Origin of the sequence: Streptomyces sp. B6B3, from assembly GCF_039871525.1 — a bacterium.
GTDB lineage: Bacteria > Actinomycetota > Actinomycetes > Streptomycetales > Streptomycetaceae > Streptomyces.
In genome coordinates, this window is sequence record NZ_JBDPLU010000039.1 from 15643 (window position 1) to 36489 (window position 20847).

Genomic DNA, 20847 nt, shown 5'->3' on the forward strand with positions numbered 1-20847 from the left:
CCGGACTTCGAGCGCCCCGGCCCAACCTGGGGGACATCCCTTGGTCCGGCGAGAGGACAAGAACAATGACGCGATCCGAGCAGCGCGTGGCGATCGTCACCGGCGCCACCAGCGGAATGGGCCTGACCATCACCGAGCGGCTCGCCGAGGGCGGCGCCCGGGTGTACGTGTGCGCCCGGGACGAGACGGTGCTCGCCGAGACGGTGAAGTCCCTGCAGGAGCGGGGCCTCGACGTGGACGGCACGCCGTGCGACGTCACCTCGCCCGAGCGGGTGCGGGACTTCGTGCGGGCGGCCGTGGACCGCTACGGGCCGATCGACATCCTGGTGAACAACGCCGGCCGGCCCGGCGGCGGCACCACGGCGGAGATCCCGGACGAGCTCTGGTACGACGTCATCAACACGAACCTCAACAGCGTGTTCCTGATGACCAAGGCCGTGCTGACCGACGGTCGGATGAGCGAGCTGCCCTGGGGCCGGATCATCAACATCGCGTCCACCGGCGGCAAGCAGGGCGTGATCCACGCGGTGCCGTACTCGGCGTCCAAGCACGGGGTGGTGGGCCTGAGCAAGGCGCTCGGCCTGGAGCTGGCGACGACGGGCATCACCGTGAACGCCGTCTGCCCCGGGTTCGTGGAGACGCCGATGGCGGAGCGGGTCCGCGAGCACTACGCCGACATCTGGGGCGTCTCGACGCAGGAGGCGTTCGACCGGATCACCACCCGGGTGCCGATCAAGCGGTACGTGGAGTCGGACGAGGTGGCCGCCATGGTCGAGTACCTGATCAGCGACCGCGCCGCCGCGGTCACCGCCCAGGCCCTGAACGTCTGCGGCGGGCTGGGCAACTACTGAGCGAAGCCCTGCCGGCCCGGCCCGGCGGAGTGGCCACACGCCGTCGTGGCGGGGAGCGGTTCGGGTCGGGACCGCAGGTTGACGCTCCGACGGTAGGCGGCGAGTGTCCTGCCCATCCGGACACGCGGCACGGCGCGCCGGCCGCGCACCGGCTCGCCCCACTCCCGGAACCGGTCGGCCACCGCCCGGTGCCCGGACTGCGGATCATCGTCGTAGCTGTCGGCCAGCGGATACGGGGTGTAGCCGGCCGCCGTCCAGCGCGGCAGCCGGCCACGGCGGCGCCGTGGCCGGCTGAGCGGCCGGCCCGGGCATCGGCTGCCGGGCGCGGGTGCCGCATGCACGGCGGGTGGCAGTCGAAGAGCTGGAGCACGTAGCCGCGGCCCTCGGTCTCGCCGAGCCGCAGGCGGGCACGCCGAGTGCGTCGGCGTCCGAGAGCGGGAGCGTCCCGGCGGCGGGTTCACGCTCGACCCTGATGCCGGTCACCGGTTCGGCATGCGCAAGCTCCTGACGCCCGGGGGGTTCTCGACTCCGTTCACGTCACCACTGTGCCCACCTGGCTCTTCTCGGCCTCGAAACTTGCCGCAACCCAGCAGTTGCGTTACTGTATAGCAATCGATTAGTTGCTATACCAGGAGAGTCGAATGCCCGTACCGGATCGCATCGAGCGCGTGCTCGAACTTCATCACCCGCCCGAGAAGGTCTGGGCGGCACTGACCACGCCCGAAGGTCTCGGTGGTTGGTTCGGCTCCAGCGCCGAGATCGACGATCTGCGCCCCGGCGGCCAGGCCCGGGTGCGGTGGGACGACGGCGAGGAACACACCCTGTGGATCCAGGCCGTCGATCCGCCCCGTCGGTTCTCCTACCGATGGGCGATCGAAGGGCTGCCACCGTCCGACCCGCGCCGCACCCACGTGGAGTTCACGTTGGAGGCGGCCCCCGCGGGTACCCGGCTCACGGTCGTGGAGACCGGCTTCGCCCAGCTGCCCGACGAGCTGACTGACGCCTACGAGGGCAATGTCACGGGCTGGCGCACGGAGCTGGCCGAGCTGGCCGAGTATCTCGATGCCGCCGCCTGACCACCCCGATGCCGAGTCGATCGCCCAGGACGTCTTCACCGCGCTGGCCGACCCCACCCGACGCGGCATCCTCGCCGAACTCGCCAGGCACGGACCGGCGACCGCGACCGACCTGGCCGGCCGGCTGCCCATCTCCCGGCAGGCGATCGCCAAACACCTCGGCCTGCTGGCCGACACCGGACTGGTCCGGCCCGAGGCCGGGGAGCGGCGCCGGATCCGCTATCGCCTCCAAGCCGGACCGGTGGCCGTGGCCCAGTCGTTCCTCGCCGCGCTCGCACGCGACTGGGACAGCCACCTGACCGCCCTGGTTGACCATCTCGACCGAACAAAGGGGAACGAATCATGAGCCCGACGTTCCGTGGCGGCCACAACATCGCCATGAAGCTTCCCAAGGCCCAGTTCGACCGCAGCCTCGCCTTCTATCGGGACGTACTGGGCATGGAGGTGACCGACGCGAGCGGTCAGGCCGTCGCCGATGGCGTCGCGCAGAGCGCCTCGGTCCGGTTCGGGCCGGTGACCTTGTGGCTCGACCGTGTCGACAACTACTCCCGCGCCGAGCTGTGGCTGGAGCTGTTCACCGACGACGTCGACCAGGCGACCGCGCACCTCGCCGCACACGGCATCGCCGCCCAGGACGAACTCGAGCCGCTTCCATCCGGAATGAACGCCCACTGGATCTGCAATCCCGTCGGTATCCCGCACATCGTCCGGCGCCCGACGACGCCTACTGAGGAAGGCGGTGGACCTGACGGTCCGTGACGGCCGGTCCGGCGAGCCCCTGGCATTCGCCAGAATATATAGACCGGTCTATTATTAGCCCATGGTGGGAACCAAGGGAGCCAGGACCAGCGCGCGGCTGGTGGACTCGATGCTTGAGCTCGTTCAGCGGCACGGGTACAGCGGGACCGGACTGAACACGGTGGTGGAGCACGCGGGCGCCCCGAAGGGGTCGTTGTACTTCCACTTTCCGCAGGGGAAGGAGGCGCTCGGGGAGCGGGCCGTGGGGCTCGCCGCCGAGCGGTTCGGCGCCCTCGTCGCCGACGCGGCGGCCGAGGGCGCGACGCCGGGCGAGGTGGTGCGGCGGGTGATCGACGCGCTGGCGGGGCTGCTCGACGCCGGCGACTTCGAACTGGGCTGCCCCGTCTCCGTGGTGACGCTGGAGATGGGCGCCAGCAGCGCACGGCTGCGGGACGCCTGCGCGAACGCGTTCGGGTCGTGGATCGAGGCCGTGACCGAACTGCTCGTCGCGGACGGCCGGCCGGGTCAGGACGCCCGTGCTCTGGCGACGGCCACGGTCAGCATGGTGGAGGGCGCGGTGATCCTGTCGCGTGCCCAGCGATCCACCGAGCCGCTGCGCTGCGCCGCCGAGACGCTCACGGTGCTGCTGGACCGGGGCGCGGCATGAGCGCCGGGGATCGGCACGCGCTGGTGCTCGGCGCCAGCGGTTTCGTCGGACGCCACGTGGTGCTCGCGCTCGGCCGGGCCGGCGTCCGGGTGAGCGCGGCCTCCCGGAGCCGCGAGTCGTACGAGCGGCTGGTCGGGTGGCTGGCCGAGCACGGGCACGACGAGGCTCCGGTCGAGCTCCGGGTGGACTTCGCCCGGACGTCGCCGTTCGACGACGCCGGCGACGACGTCACCGAGATCTACAACTGCGCCGGGGCCTACCGGTTCGGGATGTCGGCGGACGAGGCCCGGCGCGCCAACGTCGACAGCGTCCGCGCGGTCGTCGCCCTGGCCGCGCGGCTGCCGCGGCTGCGCCGCCTGGTCCACGTCTCCGGGTACCGCGTCGGCGGGCAGGATCCCGCGCCCTGGGACGAGGAACGGCGGCGCGCGACCTACCAGGCCCTGGGCGCGTACGAGGCGTCCAAGGTCGAGGCGGACGCCGTGTTCCGAACGACGGCCGAGCGGGCGGGCGTGCCCTGGTCCGTCGTCAACCCGGCCAGCGTCGTCGGGGACAGCGTCACCGGCGAGTCCGACCAGTACCTCGGGCTCGCCACCATGCTGCGGGACCTCTGGCGGGGCGAGCTACCGGCGGTGCCGGGGAACGACCGGACGTTCGTCCCCGTGGTCGCGGCCGACCATCTCGCCCGGTTCATGGTCGCGCTGCCCGAGGACGGCGGCGCGGAGGGCGCCGCGTTCTGGCTGCTCGACGACGAGACGCCGGTGCTGCCCGACCTGATCGGGCTCGTCGCCCGGCACTACCGGGTGCGGGCACCCAGGTTGCGCGTCCCGGTGTCACTGATCAGGCGTCTGCCCCGGCGGCTGACCGGGGCGGAGCCTGAGACGTTGACCTTCCTGTCGAGCGACCGCTATCCGACGGCGTCGGCGCGGGAGTTCGCCGCCCGCCACGGGCTGGCCAGGCCGGACACCGCCACCACGATCCGGCGCTGGGCCGACCATCTGGCGGCCCGTCGGTTCGGGGACGCGCCCGCCGGCGAGCGGCGGTTCACCGCGCCCGGCGGGGTGCGGACGTTCGAGCTGGGTGAGCCGGAGGGACCCACGGTGGTGCTACCGGGCCTGCCGGTCAACGCCGACACCTGGGCGCCGGTCGTCGCGGCGCTGGGCCGCGCACGGGCCGTGGACCTGCCGGGTCTGGGGATGAGCGCCGGGAGCCCGGACGACTGGCCGGACTGGCTGGCCGCGCTGGTGGCCGAGACCGGTGCCCGGCATCTGGTGGGCCACTCGATCGGCGCGGCGGCCGCCGTCGAGGCCGCGACCGCCCACCCCGGCGCGGTGGAACGCCTCACGCTGGTGGCGCCGTTCTTCCTCCAGGAGCGCCCGGCGCGGATCGTCCGGTGGTCGCCGCTGACGCGCTGGTACCTGCGCCGGGTGACCGCCGCGGTGCTGGCCGAACGGCTCACAGGAGACCCCGCGCACGCCGCGCAGCTCGCGTCGAGCGTGGCCGACCTGCGGCGCGGCGCCGTCGCGGCCACCGCCGCCCGGCTCCTCGCCGCCACGGCGAGACCGCGGTGGCGCGCCGACCTGCGGGCCGCGCTGCGCCGTTACCCGGGACCCGTGCACGTCGTCGTCGGGTCCGACGATCCGCTCGGCGCCGAGGGTCGCGCGCTGCTGGACGCGCTCCCCCGGGCCCGGGTGACCGTGACAGCCGGCGCCGGCCATCATCCGCAGCTGACGCATCCGGACGAGGTCGCGTCCGCTGTCGGCGCGCCCGTCGCTCAGTCCCTGGACTCGAAGAGGCTCCTGACGTAGCCGCGGGCCACCGGTTCGAACTGCAGCGCCTGGTGCGTCGCCATCGAGTTGACGTCCCGCCAGAGCCGGCCGAGCGGGCCGTCGGCGACCTGGCCGCTGGTGCCCGCGGTGCGGAAGATCCGGTTGGTGGCGGTGGTCAGCAGTTCCAGGGCGTACGCGCTGTCCCTGGCGTTGCGCGCGATCAGCGCCGGCGTGATCTCGCCGCCGTCGACCACCTCGGCGACCCGGTCGAGCAGCAGCGCGACGGAGTCGATCTCGGCGGCCGACCTGGCGAGCACCATGTCGTACGTGGCCAGGTTGCCGCCGGGTCCCGGCAGCCCGGGGGTCGCCGAGACGCCCCGGGTGCGCCGCGCGAGGAAGTCGGTGAGCAGGTCGAGCGCGCCGCGCGCCGCGCCGAGCGCGGGCACCACGAACGTCAGGCCGTTGGCCGCGGGAAGCGGCGCCAGTGAACCGCGCCCGGCGAAGACGGTGGCGCGGTCCACGATGCGCTCGGCGGGCACGAAGACGTCGTTCAGCACGACGGAGTGGCTGCCGGTGGCGCGCATGCCGACGGTGTGCCAGGTGTCCTCGATCTCGCACGCCGACCGCTCGAACAGGACCAGGCTCAGCCGGGGCGGCCCCTCGCCGCCGGCCACCCTGGGGCAGACGATGACCCAGTCGGAGAACTCGATGCCGCTCATGTACGGCCACCGTCCTGACACCCGCAGCCCGTCGCCGTCGACGACGGCCTCGCCGAACGGGATCACCGAGCCGGCCACGGCCGCGTCGGGCCCGGCCGCCCACACCTCGTTCAGGCCCGCCTCGGGGAAGAACGGCATCCATCGCGGCGTGCTGGCGAACAGCGAGGCGAGCCAGGCGGTCGCGGGGCAGCGCTCACCGATGGCCGTGACCGCCGGGAGCAGTTCGCGGAACGTGCCGGCCCGGCCGCCGAACCGTTCGGGGACGAACTGCCGCATGAACCCGGCGTCGCGCATCGCCTTGATCGCGTCGTCGCTGGGGCGGCGTTCGCCGTCCGTGTCGACGGCGCGGGCCGCCGCGGACGCGGCTATCTCGCGGGCGGCCGCCAGCAGCGGTGTGTCCCCGCCGCCCCGGCCGGCCCGGCTGGACTCGGTCATGCTGTCACCTCACGGTCCTCAGAGCGTCTCGTAGTGGTCCGGGTCGACGGTGCTGGTGAGCTCCCAGTACTCCCTTGCGGTGAACGGCCAGTTGACGACCGAGCGGCCGCCCTCGTTGTACCAGCCGGACACCGAGGTCCAGCCCCAGGCGCGGTTCGCGTTTCCGTCCTCGACCCGCTCCTGGTAGCGGTCGAGCACCTCCTGGCGCAGGTCGAGCGCGCGGTGGTCGCCGGCCAGCAGCAGCCGGACGGCGTCCAGCACGTATCCGGTGGCGCATTCGGAGAAGTTGACGATGCTGCCGCCCTGCCCGACCAGGTTCGTGTTCGGTCCGTAGAGGGTGAAGAGGTTGGGGAAGCCCGGCACGGTGATGCCGAGGTAGGCGCGCGGCACGCCGTTCCAGTACGTGTGCAGGTCCCTGCCGTCGCGTCCGCGCACCGTCATCGGGGTGAGGAAGCGCGACGCCTCGAAGCCGGTGGCGTAGACGATGACGTCGACGTCGTGGTGCCGGCCGCCGGCGACCAGGCCGGTCGCGTCGATCCGCTCGACGGGGTCGGTCACCAGCCGCACGTCGTCGCGCCGGAGCGTGGCGATCCAGCGGCCGTCGTCGCGCAGCACCCGCTTCGCGCCGACCGGGTACCGCGGGATCAGCGCCGGCAGCAGTTCCGCGCGCAGGTCCTCCGGGGCGTCGGCGAGCTGCGCCTCCATCGCCGCCCGGAGGGTGGCCCGCAGCTGGTCGTTGAGCTGGGACACGGCCTGTTCGGTGGGCGGGTAGTCGTGGTCGACGACCCAGCCCTCCAGGATGCCGCGCAGTCCCGGGGCGAAGAGCCAGAACCGGTACCACTGGGTGTAGTAGGGCAGGTGCGCGAAGAGCCACCTGGCGTCCTCGGACACGGCATGCCGGTAGTGCGGCGTGGGCCGCAGCCAGGGCGGGTTGCGCTGGACGACGACGAGTTCCGCGGCGGTGTCGACGATCTCCGGGATGAGCTGGTAGGCGCTGGCTCCGGTGCCGATCACGGCGACCCGCTTGCCCGCCAGCGACACGGTGTGGTCCCAGGCCGCGGAGTGGAAGGCGGGGCCGGCGAAGTCGTCCCGGCCCGGGATGTCCGGCAGCCGGGGGCGGTTGAGCTGGCCCACGGCGCTCACCACCGCGTGGTGGGTGACGGTCCGCCGGCCGCCGGGTCCGTCCAGCGTCATCTGCCAGCGCAGCTGTTCGTCGTCCCAGCGCAGCTCCGTCACCTCGGTGCCGAAGCGCACCCGGTCGGCGACGCCCGACTCCTTGGCGAAGGTCCGCAGGTAGTCGTGGACCACGTCATGCCGGCAGAAGTGTTCGGGCCAGTCGGCCTTGGGGGCGAAGGAGTAGTTGTAGAGGTGGCTGGCGACGTCGGTGCGGCAGCCCGGGTAGGTGTTCTCGAACCAGGTGCCGCCGACGTCGGCGTTCTTCTCGTAGATCACGTACGGCACGCCGGCCTGGGCGAGCCGGTAGCCCGCGAGCAGGCCGCTGAAGCCGGCGCCGATGATCGCGACGTGGAAGCCGCCGCCCGGGCGCAGTTCGGCCATCGACCATCCTGGCGCCTTCGGATCGTCCTCGGGGAGCGCGATCTCCTGGGCGAGCAGCGGCAGCAGGTCCTCGGTGTCGCCGCCCATGGCCCAGCTGGTGATCGCGCGGAGCAGCTCGCGGTCGGGTGGCGCCGGCGGCCCGGCGGGCTGGTCGCGCAGCCGGGCCAGCGCCCGGAACGCGGTCTCCCTGGCCTCGGCCTGCTGCTCGGCGGTCAGTCCGCCCTGCGGCGCGAACAGCCAGCCGGGCGCGCGCAGGTCCTCGCGCAGCACCGAGGGGTCGCCGGTGAGATGGGCGACGGTCATCAGCAGGGCCGGGATCTCGGCGCCGGCCAGGCGGCGGCGCAACGTCTCGTCGTCGACGGCGGGCGGCCGCGGCGGCCGGCTCGGGGACATCTGGGTCACCTTTCGTGATGGGGGCTCAGGCTCACGGGGCCGGGCTGATCGCGGCGAAGCGCCGGTCGAAGTAGACGGCGGGGGTCCCCGTGTCGGCCAGCGGCTGGCCCACCACCTCGCCGACGAGGATGACGTGGTCGCCGGCGGGGTGCCGGCGGTCCACCCTGCATTCGACGGTGGCCAGCGCGTCGTCGACGACCACCCCGCCCCTGGAGGTCCGGGCGAAGCCGCCCCGGCCGAACTTCTCGGCCGTGCTGTCGGCGAACCGCAGCGCCAGTTCGGCGTGGCGCGGGCGCAGCACGCTGACCGCGAAGTCGCCGGTGCGGGCGAAGACCGGGAAGCACCTGGCCGACCTGGCCAGGCAGACCAGCACCAGCGGCGGGTCCAGGGACACCGAGCAGAAGGAGCTGACGGTCAGGCCGTGCGGGGTGTCGTGCTCGTCGACCGTGGTCACGATGGCGACGCCGGTCGGGAATCGGGCCATGGCGTTCCTGAACGCCTCCGCCATGCGGTGCGCCTGCCGCGCGTCCCCCGCCTCCCGGTCCGGGCGGACGGCCTCCGCCGGCGGGCCGGCGGCCCATTCGGTGAGCAGCACCTCCCCGCTCACCAGCAGGCCCCCGTCGACCAGCACGTCCCCGTCGACCGGCATGGTCCGGCCGACCGGTGCGGCGGCCGGGTGGCCGGCCGGCTCGGCTTGGTGGTTCATGTGCGGCTCCTCGGTGCGGGGGCGGCGGAGGCGGGGACCGGCGCGGCGCGACGCGAGCCGGCCACGGCGCGCACCACGATCGCCGAGTTGAAGCCCCACTTGCCGCGGGCGAGCACCAGGGCCGACGCCACGGGCGCGGTCCTGGCCGCACCGGTGACCACGTCGATCCGGTAGTCCTCGGGCACCTCGGCGGTGCCGGCCGTGGGTGGTATCACGCCGTGCCGGATGGCCAGCAGGGCGCAGACGACGTCGACCGGGCCGCCGCCGGAGTACAGCCGACCGGTCAGCGTCTTGGGCGCGGTGACCGGCACGGCGCGCGGTCCGAACAGCCCGCTGATGGCCTCCGCCTCCGCCCGGTCCAGCTCCGGAACGCCGGCGGCGTCGGCGAACACCACGTCGATCTGGTCGGGTGCCAGGCCGGCGTCGGCGAGCGCCAGTTCGGCGGCCCGGCGCAGCCCCGGTGGTCGCGGGGAGCCGGGCGGGGCGTCGAAGGTGGCGGCGTAGCCGGCGATCTCGCCGTGGATCCGGGGCGCGCCGCGGGCCAGGGCGGTCTCCTCGGTCTCCAGGACCAGCAGGGCGCCGCCCTCGCCGGGCAGGTAACCGTTCGCGCGCGCGTCGAACGGCAGGTAGCCGCGGGCCGGGTCGGTGGCGGTGCTGAGCCGGCCACTGGCGATCTGGGAGACCCAGCCCCAGGGGTCGAGGGCCGAGTCGACGCCGCCGGTGACCATCAGCGCGGTGCCGTCGTGGATGGTGCGGCGGGCGTGGCCGATGGCGTCGAGGCCGCCCGCCTGCTCGGCGACCAGCGCGCTGCTGGGGCCGCGCAGCGCGTTGCGGATGGAGATCTGGCCGGTGTTGACGGCGTAGAACCAGGCGAAGGACTCGTAGACGCTGACCGTGCCCGGGCCCTGGGACCAGAGCTTCTGGAACTCGCGGTGGGTGAACTCGAAGCCGCCCGAGGCGTTCGAGGTGACCACGCCCATCTGGTAGTCGTCGAAGGCGCCCTCGGACAGGGCCGCGTCGGCCAGCGCCCGGTCGGCGGCCACCAGGGCGTACCGGGTGGAGACGTCGGTCTGCGGCAGCAGCCGCCCCGGCAGGAGTTCGGCGGCGTCGAAGTCGCGGATCTGGCCGGCCAGCCGGACCGGGTAGCGGGACACGTCGAAACGGTCCAGCGGGCCGATCCCGGTGTCGCCGGCGCACACCGCCGCCCAGTACCGGTCCAGGTCGGGACCGCCGGGCACCAGCATGCCGATGCCGGTGACGCAGACCGCGGCGCCCCGCGCCGCCGCTCCCCCGGTCATGCCACGGCTCCGCTCGTCGGGCTCGACACGCCGCGGAGCAGCATGGCGCTCTGGAAGCCGCCGAAGCCGCTGCCGACGGTGAGCACGTTCCGCAGCCGCGCCTCCCTGGCGGTCAGCGGCACGTAGTCCAGATCGCATTCCGGGTCGGCCTCCCGCAGGTTCGCCGTGGGCGGGATGACCCCGCTCTCGATCGCGAGCGCGCAGGCGGCGATCTCTATCGATCCGATCGCGCCCAGGGAGTGCCCCACCATGGACTTGATGGAGCTGACCGGCGTGCGGTAGGCGTGCTCGCCCAGGCTGCGCTTGTAGGCGGCCGTCTCGTGGCGGTCGTTCTGCTTGGTGCCGGAGCCGTGGGCGTTGATGTAGTCCACGCCGGTGGGGTCGAGCCTGGCCTCGTCCAGCGCCACCCGGATCGCCTCGGCCATCTCCCGGCCGTCCGTCTTGAGCCCGGTCATGTGGTATGCGTTGCAGCGGGCGGCGTAGCCGGAGATCTCGGCGTAGACGTGGGCGCCGCGCCGGGTCGCGTGCTCGTACTCCTCCAGCACGAACATGGCCGCGCCCTCGGCGAGCACGAAGCCGTTGCGGGTCCGGTCGAACGGCCGCGAGGCGCGGTCCGGCTCGTCGTCGCGCGGGGTGGTCGCCTTGATGGCGTCGAAACAGGCCACGACGATCGGCGTGATCGGCGTGTCGGTGGCCCCGGCCAGCATCACGTCGGCCGAGCCCTCCTGGATGAGCCGGCGGGCGTGCCCGACGGCGTCGATGCCCGAGGTGCAGCCGTTGGACACCAGGCTGACCGGCCCCTCGGCGGCGACCGTCCAGGCCACCTCCGCCGGCATCACGCTGGGCACCAGGTAGTCGAACATGTGCGGCGAGAGACTGCGGTGGTCCACCACCCAGTCCCGGCCGCTGTCGGACAGCACCAGGTACTCCTGTTCCAGGCTGGTGGCGGCGGCGACCGCGCTGCCGAGGCTGACGCCGACCCGGGTCGGGTCGAACTCCTCGAACTCCAGGCCGCTGTCCCGTATGGCGTCGCGCGCGCAGACCACCGCGAACTGCGAGGCGCGGTCCATCCGGCGGATCTGCAGCGGTGTCAGCCCCTCGTGCGCCGGGTCGAAGTCGGCCTCGGCGGCCACCCGCGAGCGGTAGGGGGACGGGTCGAACATGGTGATGCGACGGGTCGCGGTGCGGCCGGAGGTCAACAGCTCCCAGAACGCCTTGAGCCCGTTGCCGCCCGGGGTGCGCACCCCGATCCCCGTGATCACCACGCGTCGGCTCATCGCCTACCGCCCGTGGTCACGGCCATTGCGTCGGACATCGTGTGAACCTTTCGGTCGGGCCTGAGGGGGTCACCGGCGCCTGTGTGGAGGTCGGCGCGCCACGCGGAACGCTCGTCAGCCTGCGAAGCGTCGCTCGAACGTCGCTAGGAGCCCGGTCGGATGTTCCACGAGGGGACCACCGGTGCCCTGTTCCGGGGCCGTCGCGGGGCCAGAAGAGGGCCGGCGCGGGGCCGGCGCGGGGCCGGCGCGGTCGGACCCAAGCGAGGATCAAGCGGTCTTCGATGCGGGAGGACCAGCGTTCCTGGGGAGCCGGCCCACCCAGCGGGCCGCGAGCCGAGGAGCGATGCGGATGGACGCGACGTCAACCACGCTGTCGTCGGCGGCACGAGGGGTGGGCGAGGCTGCCGCCGAGGCCGCCCCCGCCGCCGAGGCCAACCGCCGGCTGGATCCCGACGTGGTCAAGGCCCTGGTCGAGGCCGGGTTCGCGCGGCACTTCGTGCCGACCGACTGCGGCGGCACCGCCGGCACCTTCGTCGAGCTGCACCACGCGGTCGCCGCCGTCGCCGAGGGCTGCGCCTCCACGGCGTGGTGCGCCTCGCTGGCCTCGCATGTGGGGCGGATGGCCGCGCACCTGCCGGCGGAGGGCCACCGCGAGGTCTGGGCCGACGGCCCCGACGCCCTCCTGGTGGCCGCGCTGTCGCCGATAGGCCGGGCCGAACCGGTGGCCGGCGGCTACCGGCTGACCGGCACCTGGCCGTTCGTCAGCGCCATCGACCACGCGGACTGGGCCCTGCTGACGGCGCTGGTCCCGCGCGAATCGGGCCCCGAACCGCGGGTGCTCGCCGTGCCCCGTTCGGCCTGGCGGGTGCGGGAGACCTGGGAGAACGTGGGCATGGCGGCGACCGGCAGCAACACGGTGATCGTCGAGGACGTGCTGGTGCCCGAGGCGCGCACGGTCAGCAGGCACGACCTGTTCGTCGGTCGCGCCGTGGACTCCGACGCGCGCTGCCACACGGTGCCGATGCAGGCGACCACGATGATGTTCGCCACGCCGGCGCTGGGCGCGGCGCGCGGCGCGCTGCGCGCCTGGCTGGGCCACGTCACCCCGAAGATACGGGCGGCGGCCGAGCAGCCGAAGCCGGCGTTGGCCGGCATGCCGACGTTCAACCGGACGTCCCAGGACGTGACGCTGGCGCGCAGCACCGCGGAGCTGGACGCCGTCGACCTGATGCTGGAGCGCGCCTCGGCGACGCTCGACGACGTCTCCCCGATGACCCCGCTGCTGACCATGCGGGGCTGGCGGGACTGCGCGGTGGCCACGGACATGGCGGTCACCGTGGTCAACCGGCTGTTCCGCGGCGTGGGCACGAGCGGGCAGGCCAGGGCGAACCCGGTGCAGCGCTTCTGGCGCGACGTCAACTCGATGGCCGGCCACCAGGCGCTCCAGGTGGAGTCCGCCGCGACCGCCTACGGCCACCAGGTCATCGAGGTCTGACGGGGATGACGGCAGCCACGAGCGCCGGCGCCGCCTCGTCCGCGGAGCCGCCGCACGCCGACCTGACGCCCGGGGACCTGGTGGGCACCTGGCGGCTGGAGTCCTATCTGACGGTCGGGCCCGACGGCGCCACCGCCGAGGGCCCGCTCGGTCCCGCGCCCGCCGGCCTGCTGCTGTACGGCGCGGACCACCGGATGTCCGTGAGCATGATGCGCACCGACGACGCGGAACCGGGCGCCGAGCCGCGGGCCGGCACCCGGTTCATGGGCTACGCGGGCGGCTGGCGGCTGGCGGGACGGCAGGTCGTGCACACGGTGGCCGTCAGCTCGCACAGCTATCTGCTGGGCACCCGGCAGGTGCGGGACTGCGTGCTCGACGACGAAGTGCTGACCCTCACCGGGTCGGCACGCACCGCGGACGGTGTCCGCCGCGGAGTACTGACGTGGAGACGAGCGGACGGAGAACCGCGATGAGCGACGCCCCACCGTACGACTTCGACCCCGAACTGGCGCCGTTCGCGCCGCGGATGCGTCCGCTGGACTACGGGGACCCGGTCACGGCCCGGGCCCGGCTGCGGGAGGTGATGGCCGCACAGCCGCCGTACCAGCCGAGTTCCGAGGTGCTGGTCGAGGAGCGGGCCGTCCCCGGGCCCGGCGGCGACAAGCTGACGGTGCGGTTGTACCGGCCGAGCGAGCGGTCCGAACCGGCGCCGGCGCTGGTGTTCCCGCACTGGGGCGGGTTCGTGACGGGCGATCTGGACACCTCGGTGACGCAGTGCACCCGCATCGCCGACCTGGTCGGCGCGGTGGTGGTGTCGCCGGAGTACCGGCTGGCGCCCGAGCATCCGTACCCGGCCGGTCTCGACGACTGCTACGCGGCCCTGGAGTGGACCGCCGCACACGCCGGGGAACTGGGCGTGGACCCGAACCGGATCGGGGTGGGTGGCCTGAGCGCGGGCGGTGGCCTGGCGGCCGGGCTCGCGCTGCTCTCCCGGGACCGCGGCGGACCGCCGACGTGTTACCTGTACCTGCTCTTCCCCCAGTTGGACGACCGGCTCGACTCGCTGTCAGCCCGGTCCTTCGTGGACACTCCCATGCTGGACCGGGCCAATCTGCTGCTGAGCTGGCGCCACTATCTCGGCGACGGGCGGCCGGACGGTTATGCGGCGCCCGCCCGCGCCGCTGACCTGTCCGGACTTCCGCCGACCTTCGTCGGCGTCTGCGAGTACGACCCGCTCCGGGATGAGGGGATCACCTTCGCCCATCGGTTGATCCAACAGGGGGTGAAGACCGAGGTGACGCACTACGTGGGCGCTTTCCACGCCTCCATCGGGTTGGCCCACGCGGCCGTCTCCCAGCGGATGGTGGCCGACCAGATGGCCGCGCTACGCCGGGGACTCGGTGTGTGAAGGAGACGCTCAGCTCCTTTCGTGAACAATGCGCCTGGCGAGAAGTTGGTGTTGCAGCAACTGGAGTTCGGGCGCGGGCTCCACGCCGAGTTCCACGTCGAGAATCCGCCACAGGTTGCGATAGGCCTGTAATGCCTCAGCACGCCGCCCACACTTGTGCAGCGCCTTGATCAGCTGGGCATGGAAACTCTCGTTGAGCGGATTCTCGGCCACCATGAGGCGCAACCGGGGGATGATCTCCCGGTAGCGTCCCAGGCGTTTGCTGGCCTCCACGTGGAGGTCCGTCGCGGTGTACCGGAGCTCGTCGATGTACGTGAGATGTCCGGCGAGCACGGTACCCGTCCGCATGCCCGCGAGAACCGGTCCCCGCCACAGCTCGAAGGCCTGGTCGAGGGACGTCAGGGCCTGCTCGGGGCTCCCGTCGTCGAGCAGGGATCTCGCCTGCCTGACGTGGTGCCCGAAGAGCGCGACGTCGATGTTCTCGTCGGGGACCTGGATGACGTAGCCGGTGGGCCGGGTCACCAGGACGGCCTCGCCGTCCGGCAGACCCGCGAAGATCTTCCGCGCGTGGTAGATGTACGTCTGCAGCGTGGTGAGCGCGCTACGCGGGACGTTCTCCCCCCACAGTTCCTGGATCATCGTGTCGGCGCTGACGGTCTCGCCGTTCAGCAGGAGCAGCAGTCCGAGCAGCTGGCTCACCTTGGATCTGCTGAGGAAGTAGGGCCGACCGTCTCTGGTCACGATCTCGAACTGGCCGAGAAGATTGAATCTCATGCGATTTCCCTCCGTTGTTAAGCGAATGTCGGCAAAGGCGATCGTCGTGCTCTTGGTCTCGCCCGGGTGAATTGCTCACCGCTGTCGATGAATTCGCTAAGGGTGGCAACGTCCATCCCCCGATGTGGGTGGGCGCAGAGACGGTCGGTGGGCCTTACCACTGTCGTCCCGCGGACTTGCTGACGGGTAAAGCGTGCAGAGTGCTTCGCCGTGCGGGGATGGGCTGGAGATTCCACCGGGACTACTCAAGGTGGTCATAACCGATGACACGTGAACGCAACAGGATGCGATCGTCATTCACCTCCAGAATGTCGTGTACCACACAGCTGGGCCAGACCTCGGGGACGCGGTCGCCGGGCCGTACACGCACGATCAGCGCGTAGACGGTGGACCGGACCGAGCCGTCCGGGAGCTCGTCCAGCACGATCTGGTTGAAGTAGTGCCGCCGCCGCACGGGGTCGTCGCGGAAGCGCTCGTGGAAGCGGTGGAGCTCGGCCTCGATCCGCTCGGGGCCGACGGCCGGTTCGGTTCCCGGCGTGTGCTGGAAGGTGCCGTCCCCGGTGAAGGTGGCGGCGTACTCTCCGAACCTCCCTTCGTCGAGTGCCTGCATCTGCCGGGCGTAGAAGTGCTGCACCCGGAGGTACAGGTCGGTGCTGGTCAGGGGCGTGGCGGTCATGCCGCTCCTCGGGTCGCGAACGGGTGGTTCGCCCGACGGTGGTCGTCGCCACTCGAAGCCGGGTGGGGTTCTCGCCCGATGTTCGAGACCCCTTCCAGCGACCTTCTAGCCGCGGTCCGCACGCTCGGAACACGGCACCGAGCAAGGAGACAACCGCTATGGCAGCTCTCGGCATCGACGATCTGCGTCGCATCCTCGTGGCCTGCGCCGGCGAGGACGACGCCGTCGACCTGAACGGCGACATCCTCGACACCCCCTTCGACGACCTCGGATACGACTCGCTGGCCCTGATGGAGACGGCCGCCCGCATCGAGCGGGAGTACGGGCTGGACCTGCCGGACGAGGAGGTCACCGAGGCGGGTACGCCCCGCGCCCTCCTCGAGCTGGCGAACGGCGTCTCCCGGGCCGCCGGCTGAACGTTCCGGCTGAGAGGTAAGGACACCCACATGCGGCAACCGACCCTGCACAAGGCCGAGCACTCCCTGATCGTCTCGGCGCCCTCCGGAGTGCTCTACGACCTTGTGGCCGACGTCACACGCTGGCCGGCCGTGTTCGGCCCCACCGTCGCGGTGCGGCACCTGGAACGCAGCAAGACGACGGAGCTGTTCGAGATCTGGGCCCTGGTGAACGGCGCGGTCGCGAACTGGACCTCGCGGCGCGTACTGGCCCCCGACCGCCGGTACGTGCGCTTCCAGCAGGTGCACAGCCAGCCCCCGGTGGCCACCATGGGGGGCGCCTGGCTGTTCCGCGAGCTGCCGGGAGGCAAGACGGAGGTGGTGCTGCGGCACCGGTTCAGCGCGGTGCAGGACGACCCCGCGGCCGTCGCGAAGGTCCGGGAGGCGCTGGACCGCAACAGCCCGTCCGAACTGGCGGCGCTGGCCCGGCTCGCGGAGCAGCCGCGTCCGGTCGGGGAGCTGGTCTTCTCCTTCACCGACACGGTGTTGCTGCGCGGCACCGCGGCCGACGCCTACGCCTTCGTGGACCGGGCCGACCTGTGGCAGGAACGGCTGCCGCACGTGCGCCGGGTGCGCCTGGTGGAGGACCCGCCGGGCATCCAGGACCTGGAGATGGACACCGTCACCCCGGACGGGGCCGCGCACACCACCCGGTCCTGGCGGGTCTGCCGGGCGCCCGAGTGGATCGCCTACAAGCAGACCAGGACGCCGCGGCTGCTGACCGGACACGCCGGTGAGTGGACGTTCGCCGAGGGTCCCGAGGGCCCGGTGGCCACCGCGCGGCACACGGTGGCCGTCGATCCGGACGCGATCGCCGAGGTGCTGGGTCCCGACGCCACGCTCGCGGACGCCCGCGCCACGGTGCGCGCGGCCCTCGGCCGCAACAGCCTCGCCACGCTGGCCGGAGCCGGCGCCGTCGCGGCCTGAACCGGTCAGGATCACGGGGCCCCCGGCGCGTGATGCGTCCGCTCCGGGGGCACGGCGCGGTCGCCGGCCGCCTCGTCGCGGAGCCCCGAGAGGTCGGCGACGATGCGCTGGAAGCCGTCGCACCGGGTGAGGTCCTCGGCCGGGCAGGACAGCGCGTGCTCGACCAGCGCCCGGGAGCCGCGCAGCTCGGCCAGCCGTCGGTCCAGCTCGGCGAGCTGGCGCCGCAGCAGGTCCCGTCGCTCGTCAGGACCCGCGGCGTTGAGCAGTTCGCGCAGCTGGTCCAGGCTCAGCCCACCGGCCTTGCCGCGCACGATGGTGGCCACCCTGACCAGATGGTCCCGGGTGTAGCGGCGCCGACCGTTCACCCGGGCCGCCGGAGTGAGCAGCCCCATCGTCTCCCAGTGCCGGAGCACGTGCGGGGCCAGCCCGAAGCGGCCGGCGAGCTCCCCGATGCGCATGGACGCGCCGCCGGTCGCGCCCTCGTCGATGCCTGAGTTCATGTTGACATTAACTTGCAAAGTTGTCTCCGCGTCAACGAGGGCCCGTCCGGGCGGGGATGGAGCGGGGGCAGGCGACCGGACGGTGCGGGACGACGAGTCCCGCGGCCGAACGGCCTGGTGAGCCGCCCGGCCACGGGGATACGCGTCGTCTCTCAGGAGCCCTCGACGTGTGTGGGGGTGTGGGGGGTGGAGGTTTCGGGCACGGCGGTGGCGGTGGCGGTGGCGGTGCGGCTGCCCAGCGGCTCCCCGAAGGGGCCGAGGGCGGTGATCCGGTAGACGTCGGCGTCCGCGGGCGGGGTGACGGCCGCCGCCGTCTCGAAGCCCGTCCGCGGGGTGACGGCCAGGGTTCTCAGGTCCTCCTCGGAGGGGCCCGCCTCGACCCGCCAGAGCGCCACGTCGGTGGCGCCGTTCCAGCTCATGTACACGGTCCGGCCGCCGTCCTCGGCGGGCTCGCCGAGGACCGCGTCGGGCGGGGCGTCCGGCGTGGCGTGCCAGTCCGCCCGCTCGGTCCGGTAGGTCATCTCCCCCTCTTCGAGGGTGGCGGTGAAGACGGGCTGGTCGCCGTCGAACTCCACCACCTGGCCGGTGTTGCCGAAGGACACCAGCTGGTGGCCGCCCGGCAGCTGCCGGTTGGACCCGAGGGTCTGGGAGTAGACCGTGGTCTCCGGCTGAAGGTCAGCGACGAGTTCGGCCGTCATGGCGTCCTCGTCGAGCTCGTAGACGGCGCCGCGCGAGTACTCCTCGGGGAGTCGGTTGGTGCCGTTGTCGAACATCGACAGCCGCCCGTCCGGCAGGCGTCGGACGTCGTGCTGACCGCGCGGCGCGTCGGCGGGATCGGCGAAGGCGAAGTCGCTCTCGCTGCCGCCGAATCGCCAGACGATCTCCCCGGTGTCGTGGTCGACCTTGTACACGGTGTCGGTGTTCCGCGCGCTCACCAGCAGGTCGCCGTCGGTGTCGTAGTCCAGCGAGTTGACGTGATAGAGCGGGTAGGCCCCGCTCTTCGTCGCCGGGTTCGCCAGGGACCTGCTGGTCTCCGTGGGCGGTACCCGGTCCAGGATGCTCCACTCGAAGGTGACCTCGCCGGTCCTGACGTCGAGCTCCTGGACGACGGTGTCGACCACGGTGGCGTCCGCCGGCCCGCCGTACGGGCTCAGGTCGTGGCTCACCGAGTGGTGGCTCATCAGCAGCACCCGGCTGCCGTCGGGGCTGAACGCGATGTCATGAACGTCCGTGGGGTAGCCGTCCACCTGGAACGAGGCGACCTCGCGGTACGAGGTGTCCAGGATCAGCCATTCGCCGCGCCCGGACTCGCCCGAGGCGTCCCGCACCCCGCTGTACATCGCCAGGGCCGGCTGCCCCAGGAAGGTCACGGGCTCCAGGTTGACGTGGAACCGGCCGTCCTCGGGCTCGGCCAGCCAGACGAGCTCGCCCTCGTTGTCGTAGATGGCGGCCCGGAAGTCCTTGCCGTCCGAGTGTCCGGGGGTGGTGAGCAGCAGTCCGGGCGCCTCCCGCCCCGTCGTGGTCGTCGTCAGTTCGGAGGCGTCGAGGTCCGGCCGGGAGTGGAAGTCCCCGACCGGCGCCGCCGCCCGCTGTCCGGCGGCCGGCGGCTCCGCCGCGCCGACCGGCCCGGCGGGAGAGGCGAGCAGGGCCACGGTGACCGCCGCTGTCGCGCAGCCACGCAGGAGCCCTCCGCTCTGCCGTCTTTCTTGCATGGAACACTCCCTGGAGGCGAGACACACCTGCGGCCATAGATTCCCTGATCGACAACGCGATATCTCGGAAGTGGCGTTAAAATCTTGGCAATCGCACGTTGTGATGAAGGTGTGAGAGAAAACCGGAGGGTACGCTTCTTCACATTCTCCCGGAGGACGTCGGACGAGCTTACTGACGACCTATCAAATTACGCGGTTTTTCGGACCGCGAGTCCGGAGCCGAGCGTCCCCGCCGAACGGCGAAACGGGCCCGGGTGGGGCGCGCGTTCCCTCGGATCGGGACCCGCTCGCGCCCCCCGCTTTCGCTTCTCCTGGACTCGGGAAGACACCGGGGGAAGCCTCCGGCGGCGTCATTGACACCCGCTCACCGGGAGTTTTACCTTCGCTCTGTCCTGGACATGTCGTCCGGTACGGGGCCGGTGGAAGGAAACACATGAGCGGATCCGCGGATGACGCCGGAAGCGCGGTGGCACGCATCTACAACTCCGCGGGGGCGGCGTCGGCGATTGGCGCCGCCTGGGAACTCGGCGTGCTGGACGAGTTGAAGGACGTCGGGGCCCTGGACGTGCGCCGGTTCGCCGCCGAGCGGAAGCTCGACGAGATGTCGACGGCGGGCTTACTGAGCGCCCTGTCCGCCGTCGAGGTGGTGCGACGTGACGACGACAGGGCGCTCCCCGGGGCCCACTTCGACGATGTGTACCGGACCCGTTCCCTGCTCCGCTGGCTGACCGGAGGACGCGTTCGCGGACCGCTTCCGACGCCCGCGGACCGGGCGGCCGACGACCAGGGCCGCGCGGCGCACCGGCCGGAGACCAGCGAGTTCTGCTACGACCCGTGGTTCTGGGAGGCCGTGGACGGGTTCGACTTCGACGTCCGGCTCGTCGCCGATCTGGGCTGCGGGAGCGGCGACCGGATCCTGCAGATCCTTCGCCGCCACCCCGGGGCCCGGGCCATGGGCATCGACACCCTCCGCCCGGCGCTCACCGTGGCCGCCACCCGGGTGCGGGAGGCCGGCCTGGCACACCGTGCCGCCTTTCTGGAGGCGGACGTGCGGACCGTGGAGGACATTTCCGAGTTCGCCGAGGTCGACCTGCTCACCTGCTTTCTGATGGGTCACGAATTCTGGCCGCGGGACAGATGCGTCGACACGCTTCAGCGACTGCGCGACCAGTTTCCGGGAACGCGCAGATTCCTGATCGGCGACGCGACGCGGGCCGCCGACTCCACCGACCAGGAACTGCCCCTGTTCTCCCTCGACTTCGAGCTGGATCAGGACTCGTCGGCCGCCTTCCTGCCCACCGTGACCGACTGGGAGTCGGTCTTCGAACCGGGAGGTTGGCGGCTGCTCAGGAAATACTGGATCAACATCACGTTCGGCGAGGTCATCTTCGAACTCGAACCCCTGTGACGATTGCGG

General features: G+C 72.4%; 22 protein-coding genes. 12 read left to right on the forward strand and 10 right to left on the reverse strand.

Annotation, left to right across the window (positions count from 1 at the left end; translation table 11 throughout):
• The first annotated feature begins 65 nt into the window (after positions 1–65).
• Positions 66–851, forward strand: coding sequence for an SDR family NAD(P)-dependent oxidoreductase (locus tag ABGB06_RS38035; protein ID WP_347599786.1), 786 nt, complete (start codon positions 66–68; stop codon positions 849–851).
• Here ABGB06_RS38035 and ABGB06_RS38040 read toward each other — a convergent pair.
• On the reverse strand, positions 845–1192 hold the full coding sequence (locus ABGB06_RS38040) for a hypothetical protein (protein ID WP_347599789.1): 348 nt from the start codon (positions 1190–1192) through the stop codon (positions 845–847). The two genes, ABGB06_RS38035 and ABGB06_RS38040, sit on opposite strands and share 7 nt — an antisense overlap.
• Before the next feature lie 300 nt (positions 1193–1492).
• Between ABGB06_RS38040 and ABGB06_RS38045 the strand changes: the two genes are divergently transcribed.
• The 5 genes from ABGB06_RS38045 to ABGB06_RS38065 all read left to right on the forward strand — a co-directional run bounded on the left by ABGB06_RS38045 (position 1493) and on the right by ABGB06_RS38065 (position 5137).
• The gene (locus ABGB06_RS38045; protein WP_347599792.1) at positions 1493–1927 is read left to right on the forward strand and encodes an SRPBCC domain-containing protein; all 435 of its coding nucleotides are present in this window, start codon (positions 1493–1495) and stop codon (positions 1925–1927) included.
• The gene (locus ABGB06_RS38050; protein WP_347599795.1) at positions 1914–2273 is read left to right on the forward strand and encodes a metalloregulator ArsR/SmtB family transcription factor; all 360 of its coding nucleotides are present in this window, start codon (positions 1914–1916) and stop codon (positions 2271–2273) included. The genes ABGB06_RS38045 and ABGB06_RS38050 overlap by 14 nt, the downstream gene beginning before the upstream one ends.
• Positions 2270–2686: a VOC family protein gene (locus ABGB06_RS38055; protein ID WP_347599798.1), complete on the forward strand. Its 417-nt coding sequence runs from the start codon at positions 2270–2272 to the stop codon at positions 2684–2686. Before ABGB06_RS38050 ends, ABGB06_RS38055 begins: the two co-directional genes overlap by 4 nt.
• A gap of 61 nt (positions 2687–2747) precedes the next feature.
• The gene (locus ABGB06_RS38060) at positions 2748–3332 is read left to right on the forward strand and encodes a TetR/AcrR family transcriptional regulator (RefSeq protein ID WP_347599801.1); all 585 of its coding nucleotides are present in this window, start codon (positions 2748–2750) and stop codon (positions 3330–3332) included.
• Positions 3329–5137, forward strand: a complete 1809-nt coding sequence (locus ABGB06_RS38065; protein WP_347599804.1) for an alpha/beta fold hydrolase — start codon at positions 3329–3331, stop codon at positions 5135–5137. The genes ABGB06_RS38060 and ABGB06_RS38065 overlap by 4 nt, the downstream gene beginning before the upstream one ends.
• On the opposite strand, the gene ABGB06_RS38070 is transcribed toward ABGB06_RS38065, so the two are convergent.
• The 5 genes from ABGB06_RS38070 to ABGB06_RS38090 are packed head-to-tail and all read right to left on the reverse strand — an operon-like array spanning position 5104 to position 11483.
• Positions 5104–6252 carry an acyl-CoA dehydrogenase family protein gene (locus ABGB06_RS38070; RefSeq protein ID WP_347599807.1) on the reverse strand — a complete coding sequence of 383 codons (1149 nt, stop codon included), beginning with the start codon at positions 6250–6252 and terminating at the stop codon, positions 5104–5106. The two genes, ABGB06_RS38065 and ABGB06_RS38070, sit on opposite strands and share 34 nt — an antisense overlap.
• An 18-nt stretch (positions 6253–6270) precedes the next feature.
• Complete coding sequence (locus ABGB06_RS38075) at positions 6271–8202, reverse strand: NAD(P)/FAD-dependent oxidoreductase (protein ID WP_347599810.1); 1932 nt, start codon at positions 8200–8202, stop codon at positions 6271–6273.
• A gap of 31 nt (positions 8203–8233) precedes the next feature.
• Entirely contained in the window at positions 8234–8908 is a 675-nt protein-coding gene (locus tag ABGB06_RS38080) for a flavin reductase family protein (protein ID WP_347599813.1), read from the reverse strand.
• Positions 8905–10206: a ketosynthase chain-length factor gene (locus ABGB06_RS38085; RefSeq protein ID WP_347599816.1), complete on the reverse strand. Its 1302-nt coding sequence runs from the start codon at positions 10204–10206 to the stop codon at positions 8905–8907. Before ABGB06_RS38085 ends, ABGB06_RS38080 begins: the two co-directional genes overlap by 4 nt.
• Complete coding sequence (locus tag ABGB06_RS38090) at positions 10203–11483, reverse strand: beta-ketoacyl-[acyl-carrier-protein] synthase family protein (RefSeq protein WP_347599819.1); 1281 nt, start codon at positions 11481–11483, stop codon at positions 10203–10205. Before ABGB06_RS38090 ends, ABGB06_RS38085 begins: the two co-directional genes overlap by 4 nt.
• A 349-nt stretch (positions 11484–11832) precedes the next feature.
• Between ABGB06_RS38090 and ABGB06_RS38095 the strand changes: the two genes are divergently transcribed.
• From ABGB06_RS38095 to ABGB06_RS38105, 3 genes are read left to right on the forward strand one after another with little or no spacing between them, the layout of a single operon-like run.
• The gene (locus ABGB06_RS38095) at positions 11833–12978 is read left to right on the forward strand and encodes an acyl-CoA dehydrogenase family protein (protein WP_347599822.1); all 1146 of its coding nucleotides are present in this window, start codon (positions 11833–11835) and stop codon (positions 12976–12978) included.
• A 5-nt stretch (positions 12979–12983) separates the two neighbouring features.
• Positions 12984–13451: a lipocalin-like domain-containing protein gene (locus ABGB06_RS38100; RefSeq protein WP_347599824.1), complete on the forward strand. Its 468-nt coding sequence runs from the start codon at positions 12984–12986 to the stop codon at positions 13449–13451.
• Positions 13448–14386 carry an alpha/beta hydrolase gene (locus ABGB06_RS38105; protein ID WP_347599827.1) on the forward strand — a complete coding sequence of 313 codons (939 nt, stop codon included), beginning with the start codon at positions 13448–13450 and terminating at the stop codon, positions 14384–14386. The genes ABGB06_RS38100 and ABGB06_RS38105 overlap by 4 nt, the downstream gene beginning before the upstream one ends.
• A gap of 9 nt (positions 14387–14395) precedes the next feature.
• On the opposite strand, the gene ABGB06_RS38110 is transcribed toward ABGB06_RS38105, so the two are convergent.
• Both ABGB06_RS38110 and ABGB06_RS38115 read right to left on the reverse strand, forming a co-directional pair.
• Positions 14396–15160, reverse strand: coding sequence for an AfsR/SARP family transcriptional regulator (locus tag ABGB06_RS38110; RefSeq protein ID WP_347599830.1), 765 nt, complete (start codon positions 15158–15160; stop codon positions 14396–14398).
• Between the two features lie 241 nt (positions 15161–15401).
• Positions 15402–15836 carry a nuclear transport factor 2 family protein gene (locus ABGB06_RS38115; protein WP_347599833.1) on the reverse strand — a complete coding sequence of 145 codons (435 nt, stop codon included), beginning with the start codon at positions 15834–15836 and terminating at the stop codon, positions 15402–15404.
• A 158-nt stretch (positions 15837–15994) separates the two neighbouring features.
• Here ABGB06_RS38115 and ABGB06_RS38120 point away from each other — a divergent pair, with 158 nt between their 5' ends.
• Both ABGB06_RS38120 and ABGB06_RS38125 read left to right on the forward strand, forming a co-directional pair.
• The gene (locus tag ABGB06_RS38120; RefSeq protein ID WP_347599836.1) at positions 15995–16252 is read left to right on the forward strand and encodes an acyl carrier protein; all 258 of its coding nucleotides are present in this window, start codon (positions 15995–15997) and stop codon (positions 16250–16252) included.
• Between the two features lie 30 nt (positions 16253–16282).
• Complete coding sequence (locus tag ABGB06_RS38125; RefSeq protein WP_347599839.1) at positions 16283–17218, forward strand: aromatase/cyclase; 936 nt, start codon at positions 16283–16285, stop codon at positions 17216–17218.
• Positions 17219–17229: 11 nt separating this feature from the next.
• Here ABGB06_RS38125 and ABGB06_RS38130 read toward each other — a convergent pair whose 3' ends face one another.
• A complete protein-coding gene (locus ABGB06_RS38130) occupies positions 17230–17718 on the reverse strand; it encodes a MerR family transcriptional regulator (RefSeq protein ID WP_347599842.1) in 489 nt (162 codons plus the stop codon).
• Positions 17719–17870: 152 nt separating this feature from the next.
• On the reverse strand, positions 17871–19430 hold the full coding sequence (locus ABGB06_RS38135; protein ID WP_347599845.1) for an arylsulfotransferase family protein: 1560 nt from the start codon (positions 19428–19430) through the stop codon (positions 17871–17873).
• A gap of 433 nt (positions 19431–19863) precedes the next feature.
• On the opposite strand from ABGB06_RS38135, the gene ABGB06_RS38140 reads away from it, so the two are divergent.
• Positions 19864–20838, forward strand: coding sequence for a class I SAM-dependent methyltransferase (locus ABGB06_RS38140; RefSeq protein ID WP_347599848.1), 975 nt, complete (start codon positions 19864–19866; stop codon positions 20836–20838).
• Positions 20839–20847 lie beyond the last annotated feature (9 nt).

Bases quoted from the DNA above. Each gene is read 5' to 3' on its own strand.
- ABGB06_RS38035 (WP_347599786.1), top strand. From the start codon at position 66: ATGACGCGATCCGAGCAGCGCGTGGCGATCGTCACCGGCGCCACCAGC.
- ABGB06_RS38045 (WP_347599792.1), top strand. From the start codon at position 1,493: ATGCCCGTACCGGATCGCATCGAGCGCGTGCTCGAACTTCATCACCCG.
- ABGB06_RS38050 (WP_347599795.1), top strand. From the start codon at position 1,914: ATGCCGCCGCCTGACCACCCCGATGCCGAGTCGATCGCCCAGGACGTC.
- ABGB06_RS38055 (WP_347599798.1), top strand. From the start codon at position 2,270: ATGAGCCCGACGTTCCGTGGCGGCCACAACATCGCCATGAAGCTTCCC.
- ABGB06_RS38060 (WP_347599801.1), top strand. From the start codon at position 2,748: ATGGTGGGAACCAAGGGAGCCAGGACCAGCGCGCGGCTGGTGGACTCG.
- ABGB06_RS38065 (WP_347599804.1), top strand. From the start codon at position 3,329: ATGAGCGCCGGGGATCGGCACGCGCTGGTGCTCGGCGCCAGCGGTTTC.
- ABGB06_RS38070 (WP_347599807.1), bottom strand. From the start codon at position 6,252: ATGACCGAGTCCAGCCGGGCCGGCCGGGGCGGCGGGGACACACCGCTG.
- ABGB06_RS38075 (WP_347599810.1), bottom strand. From the start codon at position 8,202: ATGTCCCCGAGCCGGCCGCCGCGGCCGCCCGCCGTCGACGACGAGACG.
- ABGB06_RS38080 (WP_347599813.1), bottom strand. From the start codon at position 8,908: ATGAACCACCAAGCCGAGCCGGCCGGCCACCCGGCCGCCGCACCGGTC.
- ABGB06_RS38085 (WP_347599816.1), bottom strand. From the start codon at position 10,206: ATGACCGGGGGAGCGGCGGCGCGGGGCGCCGCGGTCTGCGTCACCGGC.
- ABGB06_RS38090 (WP_347599819.1), bottom strand. From the start codon at position 11,483: ATGAGCCGACGCGTGGTGATCACGGGGATCGGGGTGCGCACCCCGGGC.
- ABGB06_RS38095 (WP_347599822.1), top strand. From the start codon at position 11,833: ATGGACGCGACGTCAACCACGCTGTCGTCGGCGGCACGAGGGGTGGGC.
- ABGB06_RS38100 (WP_347599824.1), top strand. From the start codon at position 12,984: ATGACGGCAGCCACGAGCGCCGGCGCCGCCTCGTCCGCGGAGCCGCCG.
- ABGB06_RS38105 (WP_347599827.1), top strand. From the start codon at position 13,448: ATGAGCGACGCCCCACCGTACGACTTCGACCCCGAACTGGCGCCGTTC.
- ABGB06_RS38110 (WP_347599830.1), bottom strand. From the start codon at position 15,160: ATGAGATTCAATCTTCTCGGCCAGTTCGAGATCGTGACCAGAGACGGT.
- ABGB06_RS38115 (WP_347599833.1), bottom strand. From the start codon at position 15,836: ATGACCGCCACGCCCCTGACCAGCACCGACCTGTACCTCCGGGTGCAG.
- ABGB06_RS38120 (WP_347599836.1), top strand. From the start codon at position 15,995: ATGGCAGCTCTCGGCATCGACGATCTGCGTCGCATCCTCGTGGCCTGC.
- ABGB06_RS38125 (WP_347599839.1), top strand. From the start codon at position 16,283: ATGCGGCAACCGACCCTGCACAAGGCCGAGCACTCCCTGATCGTCTCG.
- ABGB06_RS38130 (WP_347599842.1), bottom strand. From the start codon at position 17,718: ATGAACTCAGGCATCGACGAGGGCGCGACCGGCGGCGCGTCCATGCGC.
- ABGB06_RS38135 (WP_347599845.1), bottom strand. From the start codon at position 19,430: ATGCAAGAAAGACGGCAGAGCGGAGGGCTCCTGCGTGGCTGCGCGACA.
- ABGB06_RS38140 (WP_347599848.1), top strand. From the start codon at position 19,864: ATGAGCGGATCCGCGGATGACGCCGGAAGCGCGGTGGCACGCATCTAC.